General features: G+C 49.9%; 22 protein-coding genes and 1 riboswitch. Of the genes, 13 read left to right on the forward strand and 9 right to left on the reverse strand.

Annotated features, from left to right (window positions below; all coding sequences use genetic code 11):
* Positions 1-56: 56 nt before the first annotated feature.
* Positions 57-1,712 (reverse strand): peptide MFS transporter, encoded by a 1,656-nt coding sequence (locus tag N3Z11_RS06415; protein WP_260656330.1) that lies wholly within the window; start codon positions 1,710-1,712, stop codon positions 57-59.
* 260 nt (positions 1,713-1,972) lie between these two features.
* On the reverse strand, positions 1,973-2,200 hold the full coding sequence (locus N3Z11_RS06420) for an oxidoreductase-like domain-containing protein (protein WP_260656331.1): 228 nt from the start codon (positions 2,198-2,200) through the stop codon (positions 1,973-1,975).
* Between the two features lie 56 nt (positions 2,201-2,256).
* Between N3Z11_RS06420 and N3Z11_RS06425 the strand changes: the two genes are divergently transcribed.
* The gene (locus tag N3Z11_RS06425; RefSeq protein ID WP_260656332.1) at positions 2,257-2,589 is read left to right on the forward strand and encodes an MGMT family protein; all 333 of its coding nucleotides are present in this window, start codon (positions 2,257-2,259) and stop codon (positions 2,587-2,589) included.
* Positions 2,590-2,656: 67 nt separating this feature from the next.
* Here N3Z11_RS06425 and N3Z11_RS06430 read toward each other — a convergent pair whose 3' ends face one another.
* The 4 genes from N3Z11_RS06430 to N3Z11_RS06445 form a co-directional block, all read right to left on the reverse strand.
* Positions 2,657-3,916, reverse strand: a complete 1,260-nt coding sequence (locus N3Z11_RS06430; RefSeq protein ID WP_260656333.1) for an HD-GYP domain-containing protein — start codon at positions 3,914-3,916, stop codon at positions 2,657-2,659.
* Between the two features lie 110 nt (positions 3,917-4,026).
* Positions 4,027-4,662, reverse strand: a complete 636-nt coding sequence (locus N3Z11_RS06435) for an HAD family hydrolase (RefSeq protein WP_260656334.1) — start codon at positions 4,660-4,662, stop codon at positions 4,027-4,029.
* 212 nt (positions 4,663-4,874) lie between these two features.
* A complete protein-coding gene (locus N3Z11_RS06440; protein WP_260656335.1) occupies positions 4,875-5,258 on the reverse strand; it encodes a DUF3718 domain-containing protein in 384 nt (127 codons plus the stop codon).
* 556 nt (positions 5,259-5,814) lie between these two features.
* Positions 5,815-6,198 carry a DUF3718 domain-containing protein gene (locus N3Z11_RS06445; protein WP_260656336.1) on the reverse strand — a complete coding sequence of 128 codons (384 nt, stop codon included), beginning with the start codon at positions 6,196-6,198 and terminating at the stop codon, positions 5,815-5,817.
* 352 nt (positions 6,199-6,550) lie between these two features.
* Between N3Z11_RS06445 and imuA the strand changes: the two genes are divergently transcribed.
* From imuA to N3Z11_RS06490, 9 genes are all read left to right on the forward strand, one after another.
* Positions 6,551-7,261 carry a translesion DNA synthesis-associated protein ImuA gene (gene imuA / locus N3Z11_RS06450; RefSeq protein WP_260656337.1) on the forward strand — a complete coding sequence of 237 codons (711 nt, stop codon included), beginning with the start codon at positions 6,551-6,553 and terminating at the stop codon, positions 7,259-7,261.
* 10 nt (positions 7,262-7,271) lie between these two features.
* The gene (locus tag N3Z11_RS06455; RefSeq protein ID WP_260656338.1) at positions 7,272-9,029 is read left to right on the forward strand and encodes a Y-family DNA polymerase; all 1,758 of its coding nucleotides are present in this window, start codon (positions 7,272-7,274) and stop codon (positions 9,027-9,029) included.
* Positions 9,029-12,100 carry an error-prone DNA polymerase gene (locus tag N3Z11_RS06460; RefSeq protein ID WP_260656339.1) on the forward strand — a complete coding sequence of 1,024 codons (3,072 nt, stop codon included), beginning with the start codon at positions 9,029-9,031 and terminating at the stop codon, positions 12,098-12,100. The genes N3Z11_RS06455 and N3Z11_RS06460 overlap by 1 nt, the downstream gene beginning before the upstream one ends.
* 58 nt (positions 12,101-12,158) lie before the next feature.
* Entirely contained in the window at positions 12,159-12,626 is a 468-nt protein-coding gene (locus tag N3Z11_RS06465; RefSeq protein ID WP_260656340.1) for a hypothetical protein, read from the forward strand.
* Positions 12,627-12,918: 292 nt separating this feature from the next.
* A complete protein-coding gene (locus tag N3Z11_RS06470) occupies positions 12,919-15,501 on the forward strand; it encodes a hypothetical protein (protein ID WP_260656341.1) in 2,583 nt (860 codons plus the stop codon).
* A gap of 193 nt (positions 15,502-15,694) precedes the next feature.
* The gene (locus N3Z11_RS06475) at positions 15,695-16,555 is read left to right on the forward strand and encodes a DMT family transporter (protein WP_260656342.1); all 861 of its coding nucleotides are present in this window, start codon (positions 15,695-15,697) and stop codon (positions 16,553-16,555) included.
* Between the two features lie 88 nt (positions 16,556-16,643).
* A complete protein-coding gene (locus tag N3Z11_RS06480; RefSeq protein ID WP_260656343.1) occupies positions 16,644-17,375 on the forward strand; it encodes a hypothetical protein in 732 nt (243 codons plus the stop codon).
* Positions 17,376-17,417: 42 nt separating this feature from the next.
* Positions 17,418-18,020: an ACP phosphodiesterase gene (locus N3Z11_RS06485; protein WP_260656344.1), complete on the forward strand. Its 603-nt coding sequence runs from the start codon at positions 17,418-17,420 to the stop codon at positions 18,018-18,020.
* Between the two features lie 73 nt (positions 18,021-18,093).
* Positions 18,094-18,483 carry a ribonuclease E inhibitor RraB gene (locus N3Z11_RS06490; RefSeq protein ID WP_260656345.1) on the forward strand — a complete coding sequence of 130 codons (390 nt, stop codon included), beginning with the start codon at positions 18,094-18,096 and terminating at the stop codon, positions 18,481-18,483.
* A 143-nt stretch (positions 18,484-18,626) separates the two neighbouring features.
* Here N3Z11_RS06490 and N3Z11_RS06495 read toward each other — a convergent pair whose 3' ends face one another.
* Positions 18,627-19,022, reverse strand: a complete 396-nt coding sequence (locus N3Z11_RS06495) for an excalibur calcium-binding domain-containing protein (protein WP_260656346.1) — start codon at positions 19,020-19,022, stop codon at positions 18,627-18,629.
* Between the two features lie 50 nt (positions 19,023-19,072).
* A complete protein-coding gene (locus tag N3Z11_RS06500) occupies positions 19,073-19,543 on the reverse strand; it encodes a cytochrome b562 (protein WP_260656347.1) in 471 nt (156 codons plus the stop codon).
* Between the two features lie 149 nt (positions 19,544-19,692).
* Here N3Z11_RS06500 and N3Z11_RS06505 point away from each other — a divergent pair, with 149 nt between their 5' ends.
* The 3 genes from N3Z11_RS06505 (at position 19,693) to yjjX (ending at position 22,854) form a co-directional block, all read left to right on the forward strand.
* Entirely contained in the window at positions 19,693-20,394 is a 702-nt protein-coding gene (locus N3Z11_RS06505; RefSeq protein ID WP_260656348.1) for a YebC/PmpR family DNA-binding transcriptional regulator, read from the forward strand.
* Positions 20,395-20,682: 288 nt separating this feature from the next.
* A riboswitch (cyclic di-GMP riboswitch) is annotated at positions 20,683-20,768 on the forward strand.
* A gap of 127 nt (positions 20,769-20,895) precedes the next feature.
* Positions 20,896-22,200 (forward strand): PAS domain-containing methyl-accepting chemotaxis protein, encoded by a 1,305-nt coding sequence (locus N3Z11_RS18035; protein ID WP_313771338.1) that lies wholly within the window; start codon positions 20,896-20,898, stop codon positions 22,198-22,200.
* Positions 22,201-22,290: 90 nt separating this feature from the next.
* Positions 22,291-22,854: an inosine/xanthosine triphosphatase gene (yjjX, locus tag N3Z11_RS06520; protein WP_260656349.1), complete on the forward strand. Its 564-nt coding sequence runs from the start codon at positions 22,291-22,293 to the stop codon at positions 22,852-22,854.
* 55 nt (positions 22,855-22,909) lie between these two features.
* On the opposite strand, the gene N3Z11_RS06525 is transcribed toward yjjX, so the two are convergent.
* Positions 22,910-23,296: a thioesterase family protein gene (locus N3Z11_RS06525; protein ID WP_260656350.1), complete on the reverse strand. Its 387-nt coding sequence runs from the start codon at positions 23,294-23,296 to the stop codon at positions 22,910-22,912.
* Positions 23,297-23,343: the final 47 nt, after the last annotated feature.

Below are 23,343 nucleotides of genomic sequence, written 5' to 3' on the forward strand. Positions count from 1 at the left end.
GGGCAGAGACAACAAAGCCGGCGCATTCTGCACCGGCTTGGTTTTGCCCCTTGGTGTCAGGCCAGTTTTTCCGAAGCGGCTGAGCCAGAGCTATTTGCTGCCTGTTCTAACTGATGCTGCGCAGTTGCTTTGCTGATTTGCCGGTTCAGCAGCGGCGTTAATGCAAACATCAGCACAGCTGAGCCCACACCAATCCAGCCTAAAGTGGCAAATACATCGGCATAAATGGCCAGAGCATCCGGCACCGGAGTACCCTGTGGCATTGCAGCCAGGGTACCAAAACGGCCGGCAATCATTTCACCAAAAGCTGAAGCCAGGAACCAGACGCCCATCATCAGACTGACCACCCTTGCTACCGACAAAGCAGTGACCGCCGATAAACCAATTGGAGACAGTGCCATTTCACCAATTTCCAGCACCAGATACGCCAGAATAAACCACCAGAAACCAGCCAGGCCGTTGTCCTGTGGATTCAGCGCTGCATACTGCAAGACAAAATGGGCAAGGCCAGCAAACAATAAACCTAAGGCAAACTTCGCAGGGGCTGACGGGTTCCAGCCTTTACGATCCAGTACAGGCCAGAGCCAGGCAAATGGAATCGCCAGCAGGAAAATAAACAAAGCACCCACTGAAGTCAGCTGAGCTGCGTTTGGCGTAAAATCAAATAAACCAAAGTTAAAAGTGTGGCTATTCATCACCCGGTCTGAATAGGCCAGCCAGGTGCCATAAGTTTGCTCGTATAAACCCCAGAACACCGCTGAAATGGCAATCAGCACCATCAGCACTATCATGTTGGCGCGCTCCAGCGCACTACATTCGACAAAAATAAACTTAAACCACCAGACTAAAAGTGCGATGGTCAGTGCAATAGCCACCACTTCAGTGGCAGTAATATGTGAACCTTCGGCAAGCCCAAGCACTGCGGCCAGTGCACCAAAGTCAAAACGGATTTGCAAAATTTGCTGCACCACCAACACACCGGCAATAGCCAGCAGATAAATCAGTTTTTCCCGCCCCAGGCCCCAGACTTTCTGGTTTAACAGTTCAGGTTGCAGTGGTTCAGCCTGGCCATGTAAATGTTTTTTCTGAGTACTGAACACCACTAAACCCAGCAATAAACCTATGCCGGCAGAGCCAAAACCATATTCCCAGCCGTAGGCTTCACCTATCCATCCGACAAATAAACTGGAGGCAAAAGCACCTAAATTGATGCCCATATAAAACAGCGTAAAAGCCGAGTCACGGCGTGGATCTGTGTCACTGTATAAACGGCCGACAATAGTCGAGATATTAGGTTTTAAAAAGCCCACACCTACAGCCACCAGCGCCAGCGACAAATACATAATTTGCACTGCAACTGCGTCTTGCCCTGCTTCCACTGTGGCGGCATGACCGCGATAAGCCATCCCCAGCATGCCCACCGCCATCAAAGCACCACCAAAAGTGACGGCTTTACGCATGCCCAGATATTTATCTGCCAGTAAACCGCCGACCACCGGCAGTGCATAAGCTAAACCGGCATAGGTGCCAAGCAATAAATAACCGTCGCTGTCAGAGAATAAGTGGTGTTTGGTCAGATATAAAAACAGCAGGGCTTTTAAACCGTAGAAAGCAAAACGCTCCCACATTTCGGTAAAAAAACACACATAAAGGCCTACCGGATGGCCAAACCACTGGCGCTGACTGGCCAGTGCTGGAGTTGAAGTCGTCATATAAATCCTGGGGTATCGATATTTTTAGTTATGGGTTGCCAAAATTTGTCCGGCAGCCGCGCACAAGGCTCAGCCGTAACACAGGCGCCGTACTATAACACGGAATCAACAAATGGAAACTTGGCGAAAACCGCCATCTGGCTGGGCTTGCCTGCCATAGCAGCTATGAGACAGAATCTGTAGAATTGCATCAAGCAGTCAATTCAAGGCAGTTGATGGCAATAACAGGCCCGATTTTTTACCGCAACGGGCTTTGACTGTTATTTTGCCGGGCTTTGTGCTGCCTGAATATCTTGTTGTGCTGCATTTTGTGGTACAGCTTGCTCTGCAGTTTTTTCTGCCGCCTGCTCTGGACTTTGCAAACTGGCTTGTTGTTGTTGCCACAGTGCCAGCTGCTCGCGGTAATAGTCCCAGACACAAGGACAACAACTGCCACTACCACAACATTCGTTACTTCCCGGCGGTTCTGGTTTTTCAATCAACTTCATCTTTATTTCCGCTTCTGGCATGCTAAAGGCCGTTATTGTAAGACAAGAGGTGATGGATGTCGTCTGCTTATTACCGGCAAATATGGCAAACAGTGTTGGCAATTCCGCCGGGAAAAGTGGCAAGTTATGGTCAGATTGCCGATTTAGCCGGCTTACCCGGCCGGGCCCGACTGGTGGGCAAAGCGCTGGGCTTAAGCCCAGAGCCCCTGCCCTGGCACAGAGTACTGCGCAGCAATTTAACCCTGGCTTTTGCCCCCGGCACTGCCGATGCGCTGTTACAACGCAGTTTATTGCTGGAAGAAGGGGTGGTATTTCAGGGTCAACGGGTGTGTGCCCACTACCGCTGGCAACCGGATCTGAGTGAGCTGCTGTTTAGCCTGCAGTATTAGCGTTTCAACAACAAGGCGCTAAGCCAACACAAAAAACATCACAACAATAAGAATCTGCACAGCAGCATTATTTTTTATGCTGCTCGCCCTGCACGTAATAACTGACCTGAGCCCTTGGATTCAGATATTCATAGACTTGTGGTGGTAAAGCCGTTGGTTTTAATACCTTTTCAATACTGAGTTTGCCTTCTTCCAGCGCAATAACCGGCGCTTCCAGCCGTGGAATTTGTGGTTCATACACCATCACATTCGGATATAACAATTTGCCGCTGTTGACCGACATCACCATGGCAATACGTTGATCACTGAGCAGCACCACAGTACCAGGCGGATAAACGCCCATCATTTTAATCATGGTGGCCATCTGGGCAGTATCCAGCTTGCCTTTCATTGCTTTAAATAAATAAGACATAGCATGGTGTGGCGAACGGGCTTTGCTGGGGTCGACCGGATGGCACAAATTATCAAACTCATTGACAACAGCAACAATTTTTGCAAGTAAATCAATATCATGCTCTTTAAGGCCAGCAGGATAACCAGAACCGTCCAGATACTCATGGTGTTGCATCACGATAGTCATGGCGTCTTCCGGGAAGGTCTGGGTGAGTTTTAACAGCTCCACGCCATAACGGGTATGCAGTTTAAGCAGATTGGCTTCGGGTGTGGTTAAAGGTTCGGTTTTACGTAAGATTTGACTTGGAATTTTCAGTTTGCCGATGTCGTGAAACAAAGCACCCAGCCCAACCATTTTTATTTTTTCTTCGGTTAACCCCAGGTTTTTCGCCAGCATCATCGACAGCACCGACACGTTCAGCACGTGATAATACACACTCTCCTGCTCTTTGCCGGCCTGCGAAATCAGGTGTAACACCAGCGCATCGGCGTTAATAATGGTATCGGCAATATTGCCAACCAACTGTGAAGCTTCATCAATAGCCTGCAACGGACGAGAGCCAATTTTAGCCATCACATTGCGCACCTGCACCATGGACTGCTCAAAGGCTTTTTCGGTTTTTTGCAGTTGCCGGCGCTGCTCTTTTGCCTGTTCTATCCGGGCATTTTTTTCCCGCTCCAGCTCAGATTTAAGATTGGCAGCCTGCATGCTGAGCTCAGTGGTTTCAGGCTCGGGCTCGGCAGATAAATCGACACTACTTTTATCGGGAAAAAAATACACAAACTCCAGGTCCAGCCCCTGAATAATGGCAATTTGCTGATGATTTTCAATTTTAAATTTATTGGTGATAAAAGGATGTTTCATCCAGTTCACGGGTAGCTGAATAAAAAAGCCAATTTTAAGTTGAGCTGGACTGATTTTTGCGACTGACACCCTGCACCTTTAGACCAAAAATGTGCCTTGCGGCATTGACTTAGCGAATTGCCCTGTAGTTTAGCAATATCATTTAGGAATGTCTGTGCCGATCCTGCCGGCTGCTGCTTTTATCTGTGATAAAACTGATGTAGTTCAATAAAATGATCAATGACAAAGTCGGCTCTGGCGGCAAAATGACCATTGTACTGATTGCGGTATAAACAACTGGGCATGCCGGCATTGGCTGCTGTTTGTAGATCAAACAAATAATCCCCCACAAACAGCAATTCAGCACAGGGTATTTGCCACTGTGCGGCAATTTGGTGTAGACCGGCAGGATCGGGTTTAGCCGGACAATCATCGCGGGTCAGGATCAGATCCACTTCAAGCCCGAGATTTTCTGCACAAAGCAAAGTAGCCTTGCGGGTATTGCGCGTGAGGATAGCGCTTGGAACCGACCGCTGTTTCAGCAGCTGAAGCAGCGCAGCAGCGCCCGGCATCCAGCAGGCCTTAGCTGCGGCTGACAACTCAAAATCTTCAATGATGTGGCGGGCTTTTTGCTGTTCAGCCTGCCCTAAAGTGGCTAAATGCTCCAGAATGGCGGTACCCACCGGCCAGCCCAGTAACTGACATAACAACGAAAAATCCAGTTGTGAATCAACCAGAGTGCCATCTAAATCAAAAATAATACCGCGATGCTGGCCTAACCTTATATGGGTGCTGGACTGACTGATAAAAACCTCGAAAAAGATGATATATCCCAATTACTTATTTATGAGCAGCAAAAAGTTACGTAACAAATTCCGTGCAAAACTACCATCTTCACAGAACGTTAGCTAACGAAACCAAACAGCGTTCTACCCTGCAGAAAACAATACGCAATGCCTTTGCATACAGATCAAGTACACACAAAAACCAGAAAAAAGAACCCCGGTATGATACCGGGGCTGTGCAGAATCACGCTACAGCAAAAACTTTAGTTACTGGCAAATACCACAGTGCTACCGCCCTGAATAGCGACAACAGCATCTGTAGTTTTCACCGCAGGTACTTTTGCCAGGTCGCTGATCTCAACAAAACCACGGTGATAACGGCTTAATCGCTGATAATTTTTGGTGTTACCGGCTTCATAAGCAAAAGTGGTAATATTTTTGCCATTACAGGTAATACGATTGGCAATAAATGGACGTGTCATATTGCTTTCACGCATTTTGATCACAAAGCCAACAGCACTGTCCATGGCCGCACTGACACATAAACGGGTTGCCGGACTTTTATCAGCAGCCACATAAACTGCTGCCTGTGCAGCACTGGCGCCCAGCAAACAAACCCCAAGCAAAACTGATGTGAAAACTCGCATAATGTTACTCCTGCCTTATTCCATTTTTTACCGCATGAATGCGGCTCCCGGGTACTGATGATGCACTGCCGTACCGGCACACCAGAACTCCGTTTAATAGTTGCAGGAGATGGCGAAAAGGTTGTTATTTTGCCGATCTGCTGTGTAACAACAGAGCCGGGATGAACGGTAAGCCAATGCCTAACTTGCTGATTGTTCTCGCGCTTTACAGCCTTATAGCACAAGGCATCCCAACAATTTGTTACAAGGCTACCGCCGTACAAAAGCAAAATGCAGATGGCACTTTACAAAACACAGGACAGATTCGCAGATCGGAGCTGAGTTACACCCCCAACTCAGCCTGGTTTTTACAAAACAGACTGGCTTTAAAAAAACAGGCCGGCCGCAGTTGAATGAAATAGGCTGATTCAGCTCACTGCGCGGCAAAACACCATAAAGAGACAGGATGAAACGGCAGGCAAATACAAAAATGCTGGCACGCAGGAAAAAGCGGGTTCAGGCAAAAAGCTTCCCGGCACAGTGCCGGGGAGCTTTTTCGTCTGCATAATCACATATCTTAGTTACTGATGAATAATGCCTCGCTACCTCCCTGGATCACCACTACAGTCCCGGTTGCTTTTAGCGCCGGAACTTGTGCCAGATCTTTGATTTCAACATAACTTCGGTTGTAACGACTTAATTTCCGGTAGTTTTGGATATTACCGGCGTCATAAGCAAAAGCAGTAATGTTTTTGCCATTACAGCTAATACGATGAGCAATATAACGGGTTGTCAGATGGCTTTGGCGCATCTTCATCACAAAACCAAAGGCATTGTCCATCGCCGCACTAACGCATAACCGGGTTTCCGGACTTTTATCACCAGCCACATAAATTGCTGCTTGTGCAGCACTGGCCCCCAGCAAACAAGCCCCAAGCAGAACCGAACTGAATGTTCTCATCATCATACTCCTTCTTCATTCCATTTTTTACCGCATAACTGCGGCTCCCGGAGCCTGGCGATGGCCTTAACTGCACAAAACTCCCCGGCATAAGCATGCCAGAGCTCTGTTTAATAGTTGCAGGGCGGCTATCAAAGGTTGTTATTTTGCCGATCTGCTGTGTAACAACAGAGCCGGGATGAACGGTCGGTTCAGACTTAACTGGCTGATTTTAAATGCGCTCCACACTCAGTCCCAAAGACGGTTCCAACAATTTGTTACAAGGCAAGGATTCCAACATTTTCAGATGCAAATTGCACTGAGCAAAAAACCAGATATACTGTGTTTATATACAGTATATTGGTGTGTTTTTATGTCTGCTTTGTCAAAACTCACAGCCACAGGAAAAGTCTGGAGACTCAGTGAAGTTCAGGCGACCACAGCTGTGGTCAGTACCGGTTTTCACGAATTAGATCAAGCGCTGGCCGGTGGCTGGCCGCTGCATACTGTGGTTGATCTTCAAAGTCAGCTTGGGATTGGCGAGCTGCGGTTGTTACTGCCACTGCTGCAACAACAGCAACAACAGGGGAAGCTGTTGGTTTTTATTGCCCCACCACTAAAGCTTTGCGGCCAAATGCTGCAGCAGGCTGGTCTGCAGTTGTCTCAGCTGCTGATTTTAACGCCACACAATGCCAAAGATGCCTTCTGGGCCGCCGAGATTTGTTTAAAAAGTGGCTGTTGCAGCGCCGTATTACATTGGCAGGCCAGCATTTCGGTGGCGCAGCTGAAAAGACTGCAACTTTGTGCTGAACAAGGCCAATCCTGTCATCTGTTGCTCAGGCCACCCCAATCACAATTAGCGCTACCGGTGGCGCTCAGCCTGCAACTGAGCCCTCACCCACAGGGTATTGCTATTGATATTTTAAAACGCAGAGGAGGCCATCATCGCGGCCGCATTGTGCTTGACTGGCAACAGCATTATCCGCAGCTGTGTATGCCGGCTGAACCTACAGCAGCTGCCAGCAAAACTCAGGCTGCACTAAGCTGTCTGAACACAGCGCAAGCTTTCAGCCAAAGCGCCTGAGATAGCGGCAATGCATGCACTTTGGTTATATCTGCGTTTTCCTTCATTACAACTTGATTTGTTGTATCAGGAACTCAAGGCTCCAGCCGCCTGTGACAGTGCCACAAGCACCGGAGCTGAACCTGCTATTTGCCTGATAGACAATCAAAAACTACAGGTCTGTCAGCTCAATGAAGCGGCACAGCAGGATGGTATTTGCCTTGGGCATAACATCAGCATGGCCTGCGCATTGGCGCCTGATGTGCAGCTCATCCCTTATCAGCCGGAGCTGGAACACAACCAGCTGCAACAGCTGGCCAGTCAGCTGTATCTGTATTGTGCCGATATAGCGCTGGATGCACCGGCGGCTTTATGGCTGAGGGTTGATCCTATGCTGCAGCTTTATGGCGGGCTTGCGCCTTTGTTGTTATTGCTGCGTCAACAATTTCCCAGGGTGCATATTTTGCTGGGCGCAGGTCACACAGCAGCTGCGGCCCGTTTACTGGCCTGTGACCAGCCTTTTACACTGCCGTTTTTTACATCTGAAGCAGCTGTAACAGACCCAAATGTGGCCACAACAGAGCGAAAAAACACCACAGCGGCCTTGGCAAGCAAGGCCGGCAACAGGCTCCCACCAATACAGCTGCAGCAGCTGGCCACAGACTTACAACAGGCCAGCCCGGCGCAATGCAATCTGGCGGCCAGCCCACTCCCCGACGACGTGCTGCAGCAGCTCAGTGCTTTGGGGATTGTACGGCTTTCACAGTTACAGGCATTGCCTCAGGCTGAACTGAGCCGGCGTTTTGCAAAAACTCTATGCCTTTATTTACAGGAACTGAGCGGCGAGCGCCCCTCCAGGCTGAGCTTTTATCAACCGCCGGAGCAATTTTTGGCGCAACTGGAACTTTTGTATCAGTGTGAGTTTGTTGCACAGCTGCAAGGCCCGCTGACGTTATTGTTAAAAAAACTCCAGGCTTATTTACTGCAGCGGGCACAACATTGTTATCTGCTGGAGCTGCAATTGCAGTTGCAACAGGGGGAAACTCTGCAGCTGTCAATCCAGTCTGCCCAGGGGGAATACCAGTACCAGCGCTGGCTGGCTTTATGCCAGCTGCAGCTGGAACAGCTGAAACTCAAAGCACCAGTGGTACAGCTCAAGCTCTGTGCCCGGCAGGCGTGTTTGCGCCCAGAGCAAGCGCTGACCTTGTTTGACCGCACCACTACGGCTCAGACACCAGCACAGCTGCAATCATTATTGCTGGCTAAATTTGGCCCTGAATTGTTGTATCAGCTCAACACTGTGGCAGCACACAGACCAGACGAAGCCAACCAGTGTTTGCCATTCAACAGCGGTACTGTGCCGTCACTGAATATCAAAAACCGGCCCGTCAGCACAAAGCTGCATCAGAGCACCTGTACTGCAACTTTGACCAGTGCCCGGGCAACAGAAGAAACAACAGCAGACAATGCGACAACCCAAAGCACAACAACAGAGGGTACAAGCATAAAAAGCGCTGCAGTAAACCAGAGGGGCACAGCTCCTGGTGCCAAATTGAAACAGGCGAACCATCACAATTTTGACTTATTCAGGCCTGCTTTTTTACTGACAACGCCTGTGCCACTCCAGGAGCAGATGCAGTTACAACCCGGTATCGAACGACTGGTCAGCGGCTGGTGGGATGGCAAGCCGATAGAACGTGATTATCAGATTGGTCGCAATGCCAAAGGCCAGTGGTGCTGGTTGTTCAGAGACAAAACGGGCTGGTATCTGCAGGGGTATTTTGCCTGATGACTTATGCAGAGCTGTTTTGCCAGAGCAATTTTTCTTTTTTAACCGGCGCTTCCAGCCCGGAGCAGCTGGTCGATGCCGCCCATCAGCTTGGTTATCAGGCACTTGCCATCACTGATGAATGTTCAGTGGCTGGTGTGGTTCGCGCTTACCGGCGCATTCGGGAGCAACAACTGCCACTAAAGCTGATTGTGGGCTCTGTATTCAAATTACCACCCGACTTAGAACTGGTGCTACTCTGCCCTTGCCGTGCTGCTTATGCCGAGCTGTGCCGTATTATCAGCAATAGCCGTCGCCGGGCAAAAAAAGGCCAGTATCAACTGAATATCTGGGATTTAAAAAGCTGCCGTTATTGCCTGGTGCTCTGGTTACCCCAGGGCAGCGCGCAAGACAGACGCTGGGCGCGCTGGCTGGTGCAGCATTTTAACCAGCGCTTGTATCTGGCTCAGCAAAGGTTATTAACAGCAACAGATGCCCAATATCAAAAGCATTGTCAGGCACTTGCCCTTGAGTTTGGGCTGCGCAGCACTGCTGTAGGCGCAGTGTTGATGCACAAACCCAGCATGCTACCGCTGCAGCATGTACTGACTGCCATCCGGCTGGGTACCACAGTTGAACAAGCCGGTTTTGCCTTAAGCCCAAATGCTGAACGTTGTTTAAGGCCTATTGCCAAACTGCAGCGGCTGTTTGATGCAGCTTTGCTGGAGCAAAGCTGTCACATTGTCGCTTTATGCCACTTTAACCTTGGCAGCTTACAATACGAATACCCGGCTGAGCTGGTGCCAGAAGGCAAAACTGCGGCTGAACATCTGCAGCAGCTGGTCAGCCAGGGCGCCTGCGAACGTTTTCCGGGCGGTGTGCCTGCTGATATTCAGCAGCTTATTGATAAAGAAATGGCGCTGATTGCTGAGCTGAATTACCCCTATTATTTTCTGACCATTGCCGATTTGGTGCAGTTTGCCAAAAGCCAGCACATTTTGTACCAGGGCCGGGGCTCAGCCGCTAACTCAGTGGTCTGTTATTGCCTTGGCATCACAGCTGTGGATCCACGCAAAATATCGGTGTTGTTTGAGCGTTTTATTTCAAAAGAGCGCTCCGAACCGCCTGATATTGATGTGGATTTTGAGCATCAAAGGCGCGAAGAAGTGATTCAGTATATTTACCGCAAATATGGCCGGCAAAGAGCTGCTTTAGCCGCCACTGTGGTCAGTTATCGTTTTCGCAGCAGCCTGCGTGATGTTGGCAAAGCGCTGGGTTTTCATCCGCTGCAACTGGAGCAATGGCTGCAGCAGATCAACAGGCGTGACTCCAGCCAAAGCTGGTGGCAACAACTGACCAACTATGGTTTTGACCCGGCCGCCCCCAAACACCAACAGCTGATCAGCCTGATCAGCCAAATCCGCGGTTTTCCACGGCATTTATCCCAGCATGTGGGTGGTTTTGTTATTTCCGCCGGGCCTTTGTATGAGCTGGTGCCGGTGGAAAATGCCAGCATGAGCGAGCGCACCGTGATCCAGTGGGACAAAGACGATTTGGAAACACTGGGTTTGCTTAAAGTTGATATTCTGGCGCTTGGTATGCTGAGCGCACTGAAAAAATGCCTGCAACTGGTGAATAACAGCGCCGCCACAGCGCTGACGCTGGCCGATATCAGCAACAGCGGGGACGATCCGGCGGTGTATCAGATGATCCAGCAAGCCAATACAGTCGGGCTTTTTCAGATTGAATCCCGTGCCCAGATGAGCATGCTACCCAGACTCAAACCGGCTTGTTTTTATGATCTGGTGATCCAAATTGCCATAGTGCGGCCAGGCCCTATTCAGGGCGATATGGTACATCCGTTTTTACGCCGCCGTGCAGGCCTGGAGCCGGTCAGTTATCCGTCAAAAGAGCTGGAGCAGGTGCTGGGCCGTACCATGGGGGTGCCTATTTTTCAGGAGCAGGTGATTAAACTGGCGATGGTGGCGGCAGGCTTTAGCGGCGGTGAAGCCGACCAACTGCGCCGCGCCATGGCCAGCTGGAAAAAAACCGGTGAGCTGGAGCAGTTCAGGCCAAAACTGATTGCCGGCATGCTGGAAAGAGGCTACAGCCAGCAGTATGCCGAACAGATTTTCCAGCAAATTTGTGGTTTTGGTGAATATGGTTTTCCCGAGTCGCATTCGGCCAGTTTTGCCTTATTGGCTTATGCGTCAGCCTGGTTAAAGCATTATTACCCACTTGAGTTTTTTACGAGTTTACTCAATAGCTTACCTATGGGTTTTTACAGTGCCTCGCAGCTGGTACAGGATGCGCGCCGCCAAGGCGTCACCATTTTACCTGTGTGTATCCAGCATTCGGCCTGGCAACATCAGATAGAAACAACAGCAGATGGCCGGGCGTTACGGCTTGGTTTACAGCAGGTCAAAGGCCTGTCTCAGGCCAGCACAACATTGCTGCTGACAAAACGCCCCGCAACTGGTTTTGCCTCACTGACGGTACTGAAACAATGTGGCGCCGGCAAAGCTGAACTGGAAAAACTGGCCAGCGCCGGTGCTTTACAACAGCTCAGTGGCCACCGTTATGCCAGCCGCTGGCAGCTACAAGACCAGCTGGACACTTTACCGCTGTTTGCCGTGGCTGAAGAAGCCGCCTCCTGCCCGCTACCGGCGCCCCAAGCCATCAGCAATGTACTGGAAGACTACCGCCAGCTGGGGCTGAGTCTGGCTGAACATCCTCTGGCGTTATTACGCCAGGCCGGCTTTTTGAAAAAAAGTCAAAAGGCCGTGGATTTACCCAGGCTTGCCAACCAACTGCCGGTGCAGGTGGCGGGTTTGGTTACCTGCCGACAAAGCCCCGGCACCGCCGGTGGTGTCACCTTTATCACACTGGAAGATGAAACCGGGCTGGTCAATGTGGTGGTGTGGCGCACTATTGCCCAACGTGATAAAACCGCTTTTTTAACCAGCCGTATTCTTCAGGTGGCCGGACAGTTACAACGCAGTGGTGAAGTGATCCATGTGATTGCCGGACAACTACAAAGCCTGGACCACTGTTTGCCTGAACTTGCCACTGCAGCACGCAATTTTCATTAGAGACAAGCTACAGGCGGCAACAGCAAAAAATAACGACAACAACAGATAAAACAACGATATGGATCAGCAACAAGAACTACAAGAGCAACAACAGAGCGAAACTACAGCACAGAGCACCCTGCCACAGCGGCGTCAACTGCTGAGCACACCCGCCTGGCAGCCTAAATCGCGCCGCCAACAGCGCCGGCAAAAAACAACAAGCTCAGCCAAAGAACGTCAGCTTGATATGCAGATTTGGTTATTACATCAGGCCATGGTGGAAAAACTGCTGGCACAGCCTCAACAAGCTGCCCGTATTGCGCAGCAGCTTGACGAGCGTTATCAGCAAGGACTGCTGCGCCACGGTGAATATCTTTTCTGGAGTAGCGCTTTAATACAGCTGGACAAGCCAGAGTTATTCCGGCAAAGCCTGCTTGGCGATGATGCTAAAAGCCGCAAATACCGCCGGCGCACCGCCCTTTGCGCCCTGCTGACTGAAGCAGAGCGGCAGGCAATTTTAACTGGTCTGCCCCCGGTTGCAGAATAAATCAGGGGGCAAAGCAGCACTGCAGTTCAGCCCGATAAACCACCAGCTGCACTGTTGCGCCATTTTTTATTTGCGCCATCTGTTATTTATGTTGTCACTTCAGCGGAGGCTATTACGACATCAGCAGCTGCTGCAATAACATCAGCCACAGCAGCACCGGCTTATGGCTCCCTTCTTGTAAACTTATTGCTAAGTCTTTGCCTGACAGCGTTTTTTGTACCCTGCACCATACACTCAGCGCCAAGAGCCTGTTAAACTCAAACCGATTCTATCGGCAAGGACAGGTATGCTTATGCGCTCTTATTTTGCTTTGGGACTTTTTTCCACCTTAGTCGGCCTGAGCCAGAGTGCCTGGGCTAACAGCGAGGCCAGCCAGCAGCAGCGGCAATATGCCAATAAGTTTGGCAAGGTGAACATAGAAGCTTTATTGCTGGCCGATGGTCAGCGCGAATTTAGCCTGCAAAGTAATGCCGTGCCACTCAAAAGTGCCGATGGCAGCGCCAACGCCGAAGCTGCAGCACCGAGCGCCAAAACAAAAACCCTGAGCGTCAGTGCCGTCGATTTGCAGGTGCGTAGCCAGAATGTGTTATTCGACGCCCTGTTTAGCCTGGCGCAGCTGGAAAAAAACCAGAACAGCGTTAATGAAATTACCGACTGGGGTTTTAACGACCAGCAGGCGGTACCCTGCCCTTGTTTTGAAACCGGCGCCAAATGGCATTATGTCTGGACCCGCGATTTATCCTACAGCCTGGATTTAGGTCTGGGTTATCTTGACGCTGAACGCGCCCGTAACTCATTGTTATTTAAGACCTCCAAAGTGCGGCCTGAGCTGGTAGCCCGCCAGGTTTCTCCTATTGAAGTGGCATTGCAGGACACAGGCTCAGGCGGCAGCTGGCCTGTCAGCTCAGACCGGGTGGTGTGGATTTTAGCCGCCAGCGGCCTGACCCTGAACGCCATGGCCGATAGCAGCAGCACTGAAGCGCAACAAGCCTGGCAGGCACAGTGGTACCCCATTGCCAAAAATACCCTGCTGCAGGACAGGCAATATATCTTTAGTGAAAAACTGGGGTTATATCGTGGCGAAACTTCGTTTTTAGATTGGCGCGAGCAAAATTATCCGGACTGGACCGCCAAAGATACCCGCTTCCTGGCACAGTCTTATGCCCTGTCCACCAATGTGCTGCACTACGCCGCGCTCAAGGCGGTGGCAGAAGCCGCCAAAACCCAGGAGCCAGCGGCAGCTGCACAGTTTGCGCGCTGGGCCGATGAGCTGAAAAGCGCTATTAACCAGTCGTTCTGGCTGGCGGAGCAAGGTTTATACGCCAGTTATCTGGGCGAGGAATTTAACCCAATGCCGGTGCAACAATATGATTTATTGGGTTTAGCGCTGGCCATTAACCATCAGGTGGCTTCAAGTGCGCAGGCTGATCAAATCTTACAAAATTACCCGCTGACCCAGGCCGGCCCACCGGTGTTTTTTCCAGCCAAACAACAAATTCCGATTTACCACAACAGAGCCATCTGGCCTTTTGTCAGCGCTTATGCCTTAAGAGCTGCCAAGTCGCGCCAGCATGCTGAACTCTTCCATAAAATTGCCATGTCGCTGTTTCAGGGCGCGGCTTTTAACTTATCCAATATGGAAAATCTGGAATGGTTAAGCCAAAAAGCCCATGTCGATGACGGCGAATTATCAGGGCCTGTCATTAACTCTGAGCGTCAGTTGTGGTCTGTAGCCGCTTATCACGACTTTGTCGTCAACGCCTTGTTTGGTGTGGCGGTGTCTGGCCGCACTTTACAGCTGAACCCTTATATTCCGGCTCAGCTGGCGCAGGACTTACAGCTTGGCAACGAGCTGAAACTGGAAAATCTGCGCCTTGGCAATACAACACTGCAGCTCACCATAGAGCTGCAGGGCAAAGCCGGCAAACAGCAAAGTTATCAGCTGTCCGAAGTGCGGATCAATGGGGTGGCACAAGCCCTGACCTCGGCCCATCAGCTGCAGCTGCAACTGGATGATTTTTCTACCGAACAAAACCAGATTGAGATGGTGCTCACTCCTGTGGCCCAGCAACAAAGCACGGTCAGAATGTTAAAAGTGGCCGATAACCATAATCTGAGTAAAGCTGAACAAAGGGCGTTGTTTGCGCCAAAACAGCCATTATTAAGCCTGACCAGCAATGATAAAGGCGAAACCTTGCTGAAATTTGATGCCAATGGCGAAACAAAAACCCGGTTCACCCTGTATAAAAATGGCGCCAAAGTGCAGCTGAAAAAGCAGCGGGATCATTATCTGGATAAAGACCGCAGTCACGTTTCGCAATGTTATGCGCTGGTACAAAGCTACACAGATACTGCGTTAACCTCCCTGCCAAGCCGCACTGTCTGCACCGCAGGCCAACAGCAAGAGTTTGTCGCAGGTGACAGGTTGCAAAGTGATGATTTAACTGCAACCGATTATCTTGGCTTGCCGGTATTTAAAAACTGGGGCCTGCCGGAGCAAAAACTGCAGCTGAGCGCCAACATCAGCCACAGCGGCACCCAGCGGCTGGCTCTGGAATATTTTATCGACAACGGCCCTATTAATACCGGTATTACCGCTGTGGTAAAACAGCTGCAGGTGCAATGTCCTGAACTCCCGATGCAGCAGAGCACACTGGTGATGCCACATCTGGCAACAGCCACCGAAGCCGGCTTGTCCACAGTCGCCAGCTTTGAAGCCAAGGCAGGCACAGAGTGCAAAATCAGCATTGTGGATGGCTTTAACATGAGTTATCTGCAACATTTTGCGCTTTATACCGGTGGTAAAGGCGGTCAGACCGGGCCACTGAATCAGGCGGTGATCCACAAAGCCCTGTTATGGAGTGCAGCGCAATAACAATAAGTGCCTGCTGCAGCTGCAGCAGGCCTCTTAAACGCTAAACACAAAACGACTAAACGCTAAACGGCTAAGCGCTCAGCAGACAACCGCCATATCTGTTGAAACAATTGCCGCAAACCACAGTTTTGCCGGCCAGACTAAAAAAGCAGCCCCCAGCATAGGTGAACCGGCTGCCAGCTAAGGATCAGATGTGAATTTTTATGTAGTACTGGCGCTGTTGTCTGCCCTTTGTATGGCCAGCAGCGGCATTATCGCGCGTTATTCCGGCCTTGGCGCTGCAGAACTCACCTTCTACCGGCTTTTTGTCGGGGCTTTTTGTCTGGCGCTGCTGCTGTTGGCGCGTGGGCAACTCAAAGTGCTCAAACACAAACCTGATTGGCATGTGCTGCTCAACGGTGTACTGCTCGCCAGTTTTATGCTGTGTTTTTTACAAGCCATCCAGAGTATCAGCCTGGCCAACGCCATTATGCTGGTGTACCTGGCGCCGCCGCTGACCAGTCTTGCCGCCCACTGGCTGTTTCATGAAAAACTCAATTTTGCCAGTAGTTTATGTATCGTGTTTGCCATGCTGGGTTTTGCCATGCTGCAACAATTTCAGCTGGATTTAGCGCTAACGCCAGCACAGTTGCCCGGTTTTGGTTATGGTTTGTTGTCGTTATTGGCCTACAGCGCATTTTTACTGTTAAACCGAAAACCCGATCCGGCGCAGTCTTTGTACCAACGCACCTTTTATCAGCTGGCCATTGGCGCTTTGTGTGTACTGCCATTCTGGCAAGACGCCGCCTTACCTCTAAGCGCTGATCTACCCTGGATATTATTAGCCGGTATTTTCCCGGGGTTTTTAGCTATTTTATGGGCGCTGACCGCACTGCAGCACCTGCCAACCCGGGTCTATGGCACTTTAGCTTATATTGAACCGGCAGCGGTGATCCTGGCTGGTTGGCTGTTATTTCAGGAAAACCTCAGTCTGCTGCAAATGAGTGGTGTTGTACTGATTTTAGCCTGTGGTATTGCCCAGACCTTATTTGCCCGGCCATCACAAAAGGCTTGAAACTCAGCCTCAGGCTTTTCATACTCAAAGTCAGAAGTAAATATCAGGTGATGTTATGCAGGCCAGAACACCGTTATCAGCAATCTTCATGAAATTGCGCTGTGCGCTGGTACTGGCCATCCTTTTTGCTGCGCTGCCCTGTGCAGCGTCAGAACCTTTGCGCATCAAAATGGGACTGCATAATTTTCCACCCGATTTTATTGTCAGCAACGACGGCCAAAGTTGTGGTGGCCCGGGTTTTGAACTCAGCCGCCGTATTTTTGCCATGCAGCAGATTGAAGTTGAAGCTGTGTGCGTCACGCCGGCGCGGATGTATCTGCTGCTCGACAGCGGTGAGCTGGATTTAAGCATCAATATTAAAAGCACTAAAGCATTGGCACCTCAGCAGGGGCAGCATCTGTTTGTGGCGCCCCCCTACTCAGAGCTGCAACTGGTGATGTACAGCCATAAAAACCGTGGTCAGGCGCCCAGAGATAACTCAGTGGCGCTGATCCGTGGTTTTGATTATCAGGGCCAGCGCGCCAAATTGCTTGAACGTGGTTTTATCCCTGTGGACTTACCCGATAGCACCAGCGCCAGCGACTTATTTTTACATCAGCGCAGCCAGCATTTATTAACCTATGACGGCCCGTTTCGCGCTTATGCACAAGCCAAAGATGCCAGTCTGCTGAAAAACTTAGAGCGCAAGGCACTCAGTAGCATTGATACATTTTATGTGTTGTCGGCGCGCTCGCCCCATCAAAGCCGGATGCAACAAGCAATTGTTTCTTATGCAAAAAAACATCAGTGCCGTTACATCAAAGCTTGTGTGCCGGAATAACTGCATCAAGGCCAACAAGATCAGTCTTGTTGCGGGCCAAAGATGAACTATCTGGCGCATTTATATTTTGCTGACAACAACACAGAATCCCGGATTGGTAATTTACTGGGAGATTTTTGCCGTGGTGTTGATTTAACTGCGCTTTCACCCGCAACAAAAGCGGGCCTGATGCAGCACAGAGCCATCGACCGTTTTACTGACGCGGCACCAGAGGTGCATGCGGCTAAATTGTTATTTGCCGCCAAACGCCGCCGTTTTGCCGGTGTAGCGCTGGATGTATTGTTTGATCACTACTTAATCAAACACTGGCCGGTGTTTCACCCTGAACCATTTTTACTGTATAAAAGCCGCCTTTATCAGCAACTGTGGCAGGACAGAGCTTTGATGCCAGAGCGCATGGCAACCACCATCAGTTATCTGGTGCCACAAGACTGGTTTGGCAGTTATGCGTCACTTGAAGGCATTGGCCAGGCGCTGGATCGTATCGCCGGCCGTTTGCGATTTGCCAACGAATTTTCCGGTGTTATCAGCGATTTCACTGCCTATCAGCCGCAGTTTGAGCAGTTGTTTTTGCAGTTTTTCCCAAAGCTGCAGGCATTTGTCAGGCAATACCAGGCAGCGCAGCCTGCTTGCGCAGGAAATTAGCTGCCGGATATTTTAAAAACTTGCTAAACTAGCGCGCAGAATTTTTCCTTATTATTGCTTCACGGAGAGCCCAATGAGTCAATTCCCGGATGATGGCAACGGCGATATGCTACAGGCACTGGCTGACGCCGGTGTGGATCTGAGCAAAAGCCTGGAGCTGGATTTTTATTTAGTATTTCCGGACAAACAAAAAGCCGAAACCGCACTCAATGCTTTAACAGCACTGGATGAAGGTGGTGAAGTTGAACTGAACTTTAACGATTTGGAACAATGGGAGCTGATTGTCAGCCTGACAATGGTGCCGGATCATGCTGCTATCACGGCCAAAGAAGCGGAACTGGACAAATTTGCGAAAAAATTTGGCGGTTACAACGACGGCTGGGGTGTGATGCAACATCAGGACGGCGACGACGACTTTGCTGACGATCACGAATGTGATGACGACTGTGATCACCATCACTAAAAGCTGATCTGTTAAAACGTCGTTTTTCAAAAAAAGCAGCTGATTACTCAGCTGCTTTTTACTATTAAATCCTGTCTGGTTTCATTTCTTTCAAATTTGGCCACATCAGCTTCAGCGGAGCAAAATCCGAAAAAAATCCGGTTTTACCAGCGTGTATCCCTTTCACAGGGAATACCGTCAAGATCACTATCCATTTTGGTATTGGGGCAATTTTTAATAAAAAACACCGCTTCCTCTCTGGAATTCATCTGACTGCACATAGTACGGCCATCACAGGAAAAACCTGTGGTTGCTTCCCCGGCACTGAAGAAAGCACTGTCGTGACTCTGACTGTTGTCGCTATCGTCAGCGTAATTTTCAGTGGCGACCCGGCCCTCGGCAATACCTGCAGCGCCCGTACTGACTGGCGCCAGATATTCGTCAGGCACAGTACCAATGGCAGGTACAGCCACCAGTTGTGGTGGTTGCTGGTAAATTAATTTGCCGGTCACTAAACCAATGCCAAAAGCAGCCAGCCCAACCATCACATAGCCATTCATTCCAGATTGCTCCCTTTTTTAGTATTCAAAACCTATAACTTCATCAGATGTTAGCCGCCAAACAACAATTGCCAGAAACCTGGGCTGCGCTCTTTATGATATTGCTTTTTCAGGCTATCCACTTTAGCCAGCTGCTGTTTTGCCGCCGGCAGATCGCCCGCCGTCAGCATCTGTTGCACCAACGTCAATTGTTGCTGCACTTCACTGAGCCCTTGCTGGAATAAGGGCTGTTTCTCTGCGGGAAACTGATATTGTTGCACCCTGGCAACTTCATGTTGTAAAGCATTGATTTCATTTTGCATTTGAGGAATATCGCCAGCTGCAAGCGCCTTTTTATAATACAACGCCATGGCTTTCATCGTGGCTTCGACATCTGTAGTGGCCTCAACTGTTGCAGTGGCGGCTGCACTTACCTGCTCTTCGAGCGGCTGCGCATGCAAAGCCTGATTCAGACAGCACAGGCTGAGGACAGAGAACAATAAGGAGAATTTTTTAACTCCGGATAACGACAGCAGCTTCATAACATCTCTTTGTCAAAAAAACAGCCGGCATTCTAGCACAGAACATAAATCCACTTGCAGTACCCCACTCTGGCTGTTGCGCCGGTCAGGCCCTTTGGCTAGACTACTGCATTTTCTTTGATCACACAGCACAGAGCGAGATTGTAGCCATGGGCGCACAATGGAAAGCAAAACATAAGCAGGATACTGCAGCGGCGAAAGGCCGTATTTTTACCAAACTAGCCAAAGAAATTATGATGGCGGCGAAAAACGGCGCCGATCCTTCAATGAACGCCAAACTGCGTTTAGCCATTGAAACCGCCCGCAAGGCTTCAATGCCAAAAGACACGCTGGAACGTGCCATTAAAAAAGGCGCGGGTTTACTGGATGGCCCGGTGAACTACGAGCACGTAGTGTACGAAGGTTTTGCCCCACATCAGGTGCCGGTGATTGTTGAATGTTTAACCGACAACAAAAACCGTTCAGCGCAAAGTATGCGTATTCTGTTCCGTAAAGGTCAGCTTGGCACTTCAGGTTCAGTGTCATGGGACTTTGATTATTTAGGTGCTATTGAAGCAACAGCCGACAACAAAGACGCTGATGTAGAAGTTGCCGCTATTGAAGCCGGTGCTCAGGATTTTGAGCAGGACGAAGACGGCAGTGTAATTTTTTACACTGAACCTACTGATCTGGACCTGGTGCAAAAAGCCCTGCCGGAATTTGGTTTTAGCGTCAGCTCCGCCAAGCTGATTTACAAACCAAAGAACCCGGTGAGCCTGGATGACGCGGCCCGCGCTGAAGTAGAAGCTTTCCTCGAAGCCATCGACAACGATGACGATGTGCAAACAGTGTATGTGGGTTTAGGCGGATAATGAGCCGCGCCCAGTGTCATCCGACAAAGGAGCTGTAAAGCTCCTTTGTGCTAAATAACCTTTTGTTTTTATTCTGCACTATCCATCAGCTATCAGCTACACCCTTTGAACCTGAGCATATTTGCAACCACAGCACTTCACTGATATTGCTTTAGCTTTTGTCCGCGCCATAATTTTTCATGCTGCACAATTTTGTACATTCCACATATCGAGCCAAATCAAATTGTTATCTCAATGATACAACACAGCTGATGTGATAGCCCTGTTCAAATTGCTGCGGATAGTTAAAATCAAAACCGGCAAGTCAGTTGAAAAGCTGAACACGCAAAGCTATGGGCCTAAGGTTGAAAAACTAAGGTTGCCAGGTTGCAGCAGACACAGAGGTGGTCAGTCCATACCCTCACCGCCTGTTGACACTCTCCCTGCCGCTCTCATTGCCCGTGTTTTTGCATCAACACACAGCTCACTTAAATTAGGCAGCTCAGCAGCAAGGAAAACCCTATGTTTAATCAAAAACTCAAAATTGCGTTACAACAAAGCCAGCATGATCTGCAGTCGGTGCAACATTACATCAGCTCTATCGAACGCAATATTGCTGTGATTGAATTTTTGCCCGATGGCACCATTTTGCATGCAAACAGGGCTTTTCTGGATACTGTAGGTTATCGCTGGGATGAAATTTGTGGCCGCCACCACAGTATGTTTTGTGACAAGGAACATCAACAGAGCAAAACATACCAGCAGTTCTGGCAACAGCTGGCACAGGGTCACAGCCAGGCTGACACTTTTATGCGCCTTTGCAAAAACGGTCAGAAAATCTGGCTGGAGGCCACTTATTTTCCGGTGATTGAACAAGGCAAAGTGGTGAAAGTCGTTAAGTTTGCTGCCGACGTCAGCGCCAAAACCAGACAACTGATGGAACAGCAGGCCATTATTGCTGCCCTGCATAAATCACAGGCGATTATCGAATTCAGCCCATGCGGCCATATTCTGCATGCCAATCAGAATTTCCTCGCCACTGTAGGTTACAGCCTGGAACAAATCTGTGGTCAACATCACCGGATGTTTTGTTTTGATGAATTTTACCGCCAGCAACCGGATTTCTGGCAGGAACTGCAGCAGGGCCAGTTTAAATCCGGCCAGTTTGAGCGCAAAAATGCACAGGGCGAGGCTATATGGGTGGAAGCAACTTATAACCCGGTCTTTGATGAAGAACGGCGGGTGGTCAAAGTGATTAAATTTGCCAGTGATATCACCGCCTTGATCCGGCAACGTCAGGCAGTGCTGAATGCCACAGCCACAGTTCAGCAAATCCAGCAACACAACACCGAGCTTTTTGCTCAGGGTGAACATCTGCTAAAACAAAGTGTTGATAATTCCGGAGCGGTGAATCTGGAAGTAAATAAAGCTGCCACTTTGCTGCAGCAGCTGGCAGAACAATCGCAGGCCATTTATGCCATGGTCAGCACTATTCGTCATATTGCGGATCAAACCAACTTGTTGGCATTAAATGCCGCCATCGAAGCAGCGCGGGCTGGCGAACATGGCCGTGGTTTTGCCGTGGTAGCCGATGAAGTCCGGCACCTGGCATCCAGCACCGGTCAGTCGACTGTCGAGATTGAAGCTGTAGTAAAAACCAATCTGGGCTTAACCCAAAAAGCACTGCAGAGTATGCAACAAGCCAGCACTGAGTCAGACCGCGGCCATGCACTGATCAACGACACTGCCGAGGTTTTTGTTGGCTTTCGCAACAGTAACGAACAAGTGCAGCATGCCGTGACTGAACTGTCGAAGTTCTGTGCCTGAAAGTCCGGGCTGCGGTCTGATACCGCGCCGCGCTATAGGCACAGCTCTGGTTCGGCGCTATGATGACAGCTTTTTTATGCGGGAAGCATGATGCGTCAGAATTATTCCAGCGAAGCATGCCAGCAAATCAGCTGGCACATTGCCGTTGCTTCAGCCAACCCGGCCAAAATTAAAGCAGTAAAACAATGTTTTACTGAAGTTTTTCCGGATAAAACCTTAGAGGTGCAAGGTTTTGCCGTGCCTTCAGGCGTAGCTGCGCAGCCAATGAGCAGCGAAGAAACTTTATTGGGAGCGCAAAACCGCATCAGCGCACTGAAACAGCAGGTGCAGGCCGATTTTTATGTCAGTATCGAAGCGGGTTTGGATGGTGAATTTACTTTTGCCTGGATGCTGATTGAACATCAGGGCATTTTGGGCAAAGCACGCTCGGCCAGTCTGATGTTACCGCGCTCAGCCTTACAAATGCTGCATCAGGGGCAGGAGCTTGGGGATGTGATGGACCAGTTATTTGGCACCGACAATATCAAACAGGCCGGTGGTGCTATTGCACTGCTAACAGGCCACAGACTCAGCCGCAGCAGTGTTTATCAACAGGCCCTGATACTGGCTTTGATCCCGTTTTTACAACCAGAGTTATACCCAAAGGCTCCGTAAAACAGCAGGCCTGCAGCTGCAGTCCCTGCTAAACCGCAGCTGATGGCTGCAGTTATCAGTTGGCCAGCAGCGCCAGTGCTTCAGGCACAAAAGGCCGGCCACGTTGATTCAGCGCAGTGCCTGTCACCAGCGCATCCAGCAGCACAGCACCGTCGCGGCTGCGCACGACTTGCTGGCGAAAGCCAAAACGTACTTTAGAAATTGGTTGATATTGCACTGTCACCGCAAATAAATCGCCGCTGGTTAATGAGCCTTTGTAATCCATTTCACTGCGCACCACCACCAGGTTAATGCCATCGCGCGCAAGAGCCGCAAAATCAATGCCTTTACTTAATAAAAACTCATGGCGGGCATGTTCCAGATAATTAAAATACACGGCATTGTTCACAATACCTTGCATATCACATTCGTAATCCCGCACCTTAAAATCTACCGCAAACACATCAAGCTCCTGAAGTCACTGAAAAATAGGCCAATTGTCGCTGATTT

It is taken from the genome of Rheinheimera sp. 4Y26, from assembly GCF_025245835.1.
Classification (GTDB): Bacteria; Pseudomonadota; Gammaproteobacteria; order Enterobacterales; family Alteromonadaceae; genus Pararheinheimera.

Bases quoted from the DNA above. Each gene is read 5' to 3' on its own strand.
- N3Z11_RS06415 (WP_260656330.1), bottom strand. From the start codon at position 1,712: ATGACGACTTCAACTCCAGCACTGGCCAGTCAGCGCCAGTGGTTTGGC.
- N3Z11_RS06420 (WP_260656331.1), bottom strand. From the start codon at position 2,200: ATGAAGTTGATTGAAAAACCAGAACCGCCGGGAAGTAACGAATGTTGT.
- N3Z11_RS06425 (WP_260656332.1), top strand. From the start codon at position 2,257: ATGTCGTCTGCTTATTACCGGCAAATATGGCAAACAGTGTTGGCAATT.
- N3Z11_RS06440 (WP_260656335.1), bottom strand. From the start codon at position 5,258: ATGCGAGTTTTCACATCAGTTTTGCTTGGGGTTTGTTTGCTGGGCGCC.
- N3Z11_RS06445 (WP_260656336.1), bottom strand. From the start codon at position 6,198: ATGAGAACATTCAGTTCGGTTCTGCTTGGGGCTTGTTTGCTGGGGGCC.
- imuA (WP_260656337.1), top strand. From the start codon at position 6,551: ATGTCTGCTTTGTCAAAACTCACAGCCACAGGAAAAGTCTGGAGACTC.
- N3Z11_RS06455 (WP_260656338.1), top strand. From the start codon at position 7,272: ATGCATGCACTTTGGTTATATCTGCGTTTTCCTTCATTACAACTTGAT.
- N3Z11_RS06460 (WP_260656339.1), top strand. From the start codon at position 9,029: ATGACTTATGCAGAGCTGTTTTGCCAGAGCAATTTTTCTTTTTTAACC.
- N3Z11_RS06465 (WP_260656340.1), top strand. From the start codon at position 12,159: ATGGATCAGCAACAAGAACTACAAGAGCAACAACAGAGCGAAACTACA.
- N3Z11_RS06470 (WP_260656341.1), top strand. From the start codon at position 12,919: ATGCGCTCTTATTTTGCTTTGGGACTTTTTTCCACCTTAGTCGGCCTG.
- N3Z11_RS06480 (WP_260656343.1), top strand. From the start codon at position 16,644: ATGAAATTGCGCTGTGCGCTGGTACTGGCCATCCTTTTTGCTGCGCTG.
- N3Z11_RS06485 (WP_260656344.1), top strand. From the start codon at position 17,418: ATGAACTATCTGGCGCATTTATATTTTGCTGACAACAACACAGAATCC.
- N3Z11_RS06490 (WP_260656345.1), top strand. From the start codon at position 18,094: ATGAGTCAATTCCCGGATGATGGCAACGGCGATATGCTACAGGCACTG.
- N3Z11_RS06495 (WP_260656346.1), bottom strand. From the start codon at position 19,022: ATGAATGGCTATGTGATGGTTGGGCTGGCTGCTTTTGGCATTGGTTTA.
- N3Z11_RS06500 (WP_260656347.1), bottom strand. From the start codon at position 19,543: ATGAAGCTGCTGTCGTTATCCGGAGTTAAAAAATTCTCCTTATTGTTC.
- N3Z11_RS06505 (WP_260656348.1), top strand. From the start codon at position 19,693: ATGGGCGCACAATGGAAAGCAAAACATAAGCAGGATACTGCAGCGGCG.
- N3Z11_RS18035 (WP_313771338.1), top strand. From the start codon at position 20,896: ATGTTTAATCAAAAACTCAAAATTGCGTTACAACAAAGCCAGCATGAT.
- yjjX (WP_260656349.1), top strand. From the start codon at position 22,291: ATGCGTCAGAATTATTCCAGCGAAGCATGCCAGCAAATCAGCTGGCAC.